This window comes from Actinomycetota bacterium (assembly GCA_030776725.1).
Lineage (GTDB): Bacteria > Actinomycetota > Nitriliruptoria > Nitriliruptorales > JAHWKO01 > JAHWKW01.
Genome location: JALYHG010000045.1, coordinates 1 through 3,821, shown reverse-complemented (window position 1 = coordinate 3,821; position 3,821 = coordinate 1). Strand labels below are relative to the sequence as shown.

10 protein-coding genes are annotated in these 3,821 nt (G+C 69.2%); 5 read left to right on the top strand and 5 right to left on the bottom strand.

Annotation, left to right across the window (positions count from 1 at the left end):
- From M3N57_01755 to M3N57_01740, 4 genes are all read right to left on the bottom strand, one after another.
- On the bottom strand, positions 1-634 hold a 634-nt coding region (locus M3N57_01755), incomplete at its 3' end, for a hypothetical protein (GenBank protein MDP9021430.1).
- Between the two features lie 118 nt (positions 635-752).
- Positions 753-953 (bottom strand): hypothetical protein, encoded by a 201-nt coding sequence (locus tag M3N57_01750; GenBank protein ID MDP9021429.1) that lies wholly within the window; start codon positions 951-953, stop codon positions 753-755.
- Between the two features lie 366 nt (positions 954-1,319).
- Positions 1,320-1,625 (bottom strand): hypothetical protein, encoded by a 306-nt coding sequence (locus tag M3N57_01745; GenBank protein MDP9021428.1) that lies wholly within the window; start codon positions 1,623-1,625, stop codon positions 1,320-1,322.
- Positions 1,622-1,882 carry a hypothetical protein gene (locus tag M3N57_01740; GenBank protein ID MDP9021427.1) on the bottom strand — a complete coding sequence of 87 codons (261 nt, stop codon included), beginning with the start codon at positions 1,880-1,882 and terminating at the stop codon, positions 1,622-1,624. Before M3N57_01740 ends, M3N57_01745 begins: the two co-directional genes overlap by 4 nt.
- A 78-nt stretch (positions 1,883-1,960) precedes the next feature.
- Between M3N57_01740 and M3N57_01735 the strand changes: the two genes are divergently transcribed.
- From M3N57_01735 to M3N57_01725, 3 genes are all read left to right on the top strand, one after another.
- The gene (locus M3N57_01735; protein MDP9021426.1) at positions 1,961-2,224 is read left to right on the top strand and encodes a helix-turn-helix domain-containing protein; all 264 of its coding nucleotides are present in this window, start codon (positions 1,961-1,963) and stop codon (positions 2,222-2,224) included.
- A 191-nt stretch (positions 2,225-2,415) separates the two neighbouring features.
- Entirely contained in the window at positions 2,416-2,646 is a 231-nt protein-coding gene (locus M3N57_01730; protein MDP9021425.1) for a helix-turn-helix domain-containing protein, read from the top strand.
- A gap of 155 nt (positions 2,647-2,801) precedes the next feature.
- Positions 2,802-3,155, top strand: a complete 354-nt coding sequence (locus M3N57_01725; GenBank protein MDP9021424.1) for an N-terminal phage integrase SAM-like domain-containing protein — start codon at positions 2,802-2,804, stop codon at positions 3,153-3,155.
- Here the strand turns inward: M3N57_01725 and M3N57_01720 are convergent.
- Positions 3,044-3,313, bottom strand: a complete 270-nt coding sequence (locus tag M3N57_01720; GenBank protein ID MDP9021423.1) for a hypothetical protein — start codon at positions 3,311-3,313, stop codon at positions 3,044-3,046. The genes M3N57_01725 and M3N57_01720 overlap by 112 nt on opposite strands.
- 22 nt (positions 3,314-3,335) lie before the next feature.
- Here M3N57_01720 and M3N57_01715 point away from each other — a divergent pair, with 22 nt between their 5' ends.
- Both M3N57_01715 and M3N57_01710 read left to right on the top strand, forming a co-directional pair.
- Positions 3,336-3,581, top strand: coding sequence for a tyrosine-type recombinase/integrase (locus tag M3N57_01715; GenBank protein MDP9021422.1), 246 nt, complete (start codon positions 3,336-3,338; stop codon positions 3,579-3,581).
- Positions 3,582-3,607: 26 nt separating this feature from the next.
- Positions 3,608-3,821: glutamine synthetase (locus M3N57_01710; GenBank protein MDP9021421.1), on the top strand; the 214-nt coding region annotated here is incomplete at its 3' end.

The following is a 3,821-nucleotide window of genomic DNA, read 5'->3' as shown; positions in this document are numbered from 1 at the left end:
GATGATCGCCCGGACCCACCGGCAGGTCGACCAGCTCAACCGCGCCGCCCGACAGCGCCGCATCGAGGCCGGCCAGATCACCGGTCGCCACGTACGCACTCCGGACGGACGTCGGTTCGCGGCCGGGGACCGGGTGGTGTGCCTGCGCAACGACCGGCGGTTCGACGTTGACAACGGCGCCCGTGCCACCGTCGTCGCGGTCCATCCCGACGGCGCGCTCAAGCTCCGGCCCGACGGCTACGATCACGAGATCACGCTGCCTGCCAACTACCTCGCCGAGGGCAACCTCGCACACGGCTACGCGATCACCGGTCACAAGGCCCAGGGGCTGACCGTCGACCACGCCTTGATCGTGGCCGACGAAACCATCGACGGCGAGTGGGGCTACGTCGCGACGTCCCGCGGCCGGCACACCAACCACCTCTATCTGGCCGATCCCAACCTCGCCCACCCCAGACGGCACGCCCCCGAGCCGGCCGAGGACCCGACCGAGGGTCTGGCGCGTCGCCTCCGCATATCGAGAGCCGACACCCCGCTCGCCGACCGGGACGTCTACGACCCCACCGAGACCGCGATCCGCTGGCAGCAGCTCGCCCACCAGCTGCACGACGCGCGCGAGGTCGACCCGCCGCACCCTGCATCCCCAGCTCGACGAGCTTGCCGAGCAGCTGGAGACCTTGCGGGTCTGGTACGCCCGCGACCGTGCGGAACTCGGGGAGATCACCTCCGGGCTCTCGCGGCTGAGCAGGGCGTCACGCCGCGAGCGTTATCGCCTCAACGCCGCTCTGGAGGGCTACATCGATCGGGCGAACCGCATCGAAGAGCAGACCGCTGGCGTCCGTCGGCAGCTCGACAAGCTCGGCGACCGACGCGACACCGAGGCCTGGAAGGCCGAAGCGGACCGGCTCCGCGGCGTCCTCGACGCAGTGGCCGCCGACAGGCTGCGACGACACGAGCGGCAGCCTCCGGCCTGGCTGGGCGACACGCTCAGGCGAACCGCCCCACCGCCCCGACGTTCGTGCGGTCTGGCGCGAGGCCGCCACCCGGATGGAAGCGTTCCGTGTCCGCTGGCAGATCGATGACCCCGACCATGCCCTCGGTCCACCGACCGTTTCCGACGTCCAGAACCGCGACCGGACCGAACTCGTGTCCCAGCTCGGGCAGGCCATACGACAGATCAGGCTCCTCGAACAGCCCGAACGCGAACGTCGCCTCGTCCGTGAAACCAGCTTCTCCCGCGGGATCGGACGGTGAGCGTCCCTAACAGCGGCGCGCCACGGGTGCGCCCCCGGCCGGGTCATCCGCGGTGCGTACGCACCTCATCGAGCACTCGGGGCAGATCCGTCACGGTTTCGACCCAGATCCGATCCGGAGGACAGGTCCCGGGGCAGGGCGTGTGCGAGCAGGTTGCGGAACCGGTACAGCTCGGCCCACGGTTCAGCGCCAGCGTCGATGCCAGCGGTCACTCGGTGCGCTTCGGCGACGTTGCCGGCGGTGATCCAGAGTCGCTCGACGGCCAGCCGTGTCCGGACGTCGTCGTCCCACACGTCCCTGTCGTCGGGCAGGAGGTCGCTGATCTGCTCGAGCACCTCGACGAGCTGGTCGACCAGGAGTGGTCCGTTCACAGCTCCTGGGCGTCGACCGCGCCAGGAACGTCGTCGGTGATGACGTGCACGTAGGTACCCACCAGCGCGCTGGCCCTCGCCGACGCCTCAAGCGCCTGCCGGTAGCCGGGTTCGTCGGCGTGGACCACCACCGTCCCGTCGTCTCGCACCCGCACCGGATCGACGCCGAGTTCTGCGGCCAGAGCGCGCAGCGCCTTCGCGTGCTTTCGGACCTCCTCCGCGGAGGCCTTGCGGTCGGTAGTCGTCGTGCGTGTCATCGCGATCCAGGCTACCCCTCCGCCCGCTCGGAAGGCCGGACGGCCCACTTATCCACTATCCACAAGGTCGGACGGGTCGTGGTGGACAAAGCCCGTGCGGCTCGGCAACGTGAGCAGGCTGGAGAGCTCCAGGAGGCAGAAGTGACCCGCCCCGCCCCCGGACACGACCGGTTGAGGCTGATCGGTGCCCGCGAGGCGGCGCGGTTCCTGGGCTTGAGTCTCGACGAGCTATACCGCATGCGTGAACGCGGGGAGGGTCCGCCCGGCTACCGCATCGGCCGCCACATCCGGTTCCGCTGGACCGACCTCCACGCCTGGCAGCAACGCCATCCCACCCGGTGACGTCTCCCCGCCGTCGCCCCTCGACTTGTCCAGAGCGATCGCGAAGTTCGCGGTCACACCCACCCCCGAAATCGGGCCTCTATCTCGTGGAGGGACCTTCGCTGACCTCGGCCAGGCGTGCACCTGTCGCACGCCTGTCACGAACCGAGGACGTCGACGGGGAGTTCCTCCATGGCAGACAGGAGGCCCCGATGGCAACCACCCACAACCCCGATCTTGGCGCTGATCGGCTGCTCTCACCCACCGAGCTCGCCGCCTACCTCGCTATCCCCGTGCAGACGATCTACCAGTGGCGCCACCGCGGAGAAGGCCCACCCGGATACCGCGTCGGCCGCCACGTCCGCTACCGGTGGACCGACATCCAAGCCTGGCTCGACGACCAGAGCGACGACATCCCCCGCGAGCACGCCGAAGCCGGCTGACGAGGAGGCCGAGGTGGCGCACATCCAGGGACCGCGGCAAGGACGCCGAACGACGCTGGCAGGCTCGCTACCGCGACCCCGACGGCAGGGAGCGCACCAAGACCTTCCGTCGCAAGGCCGACGCCCAACGATGGATCGACGAGAAGACCGCCGACATGCTCACCGGCCGCTACGTCGACCCATCGGCCGGTCGCATCACGTTCCGCGAGTACGCGGAACGCTGGCGCGCCTCGCAGCCGCACCGGCCTTCGACGGAGGCGCTCTACGAGCGGCTGCTCCGGCTCCACGTCTACCCGACCTTGGGTGATCGCCGTCTGTCGTCCTTGAAGCGCTCCGACATCCAGGGCTGGGTATCGAAACTGTCGGAGCAGCTCGCGCCCGCCTCCGTCAATGGCTGCTACTCGCGTGTCAGGACGATCTTCCGCGCCGCCGTCGACGATCGGCTCATCGCCGAGACGCCCTGCCGGAACATCGCACTGAGATCGTGGAGGACAAGGTCGTCCCGTTGACCACGCAGCAGGTGAAGGCGCTGGCGTCGGCCGCGCCCGCGGACCTGGAGGCCCTGGTCGTCTTCGGGGCGGGGACCGGACTTCGTTCGGGCGAGATCCTTGGGCTCGCCGTCGAGGCCGTGGACTTCCTGCGCCGGGAGGTCCACGTCGAGCAGCATCTCGTGTACATCCCGGGACCGGATGGCGAGGCGGGCAGGCGTTCCCTCCGCACCTCACGACCTGCGCCATCACTACGCTTCGATCCTGATCGACGGAGGCGAATCCGTGAAGGACGTGCAGGAACGGCTCGGCCACGCGAGCGCGACAGAGACGCTCGACACGTATTCGCATCTCTGGCCGTCGTCGGACGAGCGGACACGTATCCTGGTGGAGCGCGCCTGGAACGATGCTCCCGCGGAACGCTCGCGGAACGAAGAGACCTCCTAGCCGCCTGACCAGGGGAAACGCTGATCATGGACAAGCAGCAGGAGTACGTACTCCGCACCGTCGAAGAGCGTGACATCCGCTTCATCCGTCTGTGGTTCACCGACGTGCTCGGCTTCCTCAAGAGCGTCGCGATCACCGCCGCGGAGCTCGAGGGGGCTTTCGTGGAGGGCATCGGGTTCGACGGCTCGGCCATCGACGGGTTCGCTCGGGTACAGGAGGCCGACATGCTCGCCATGCCCG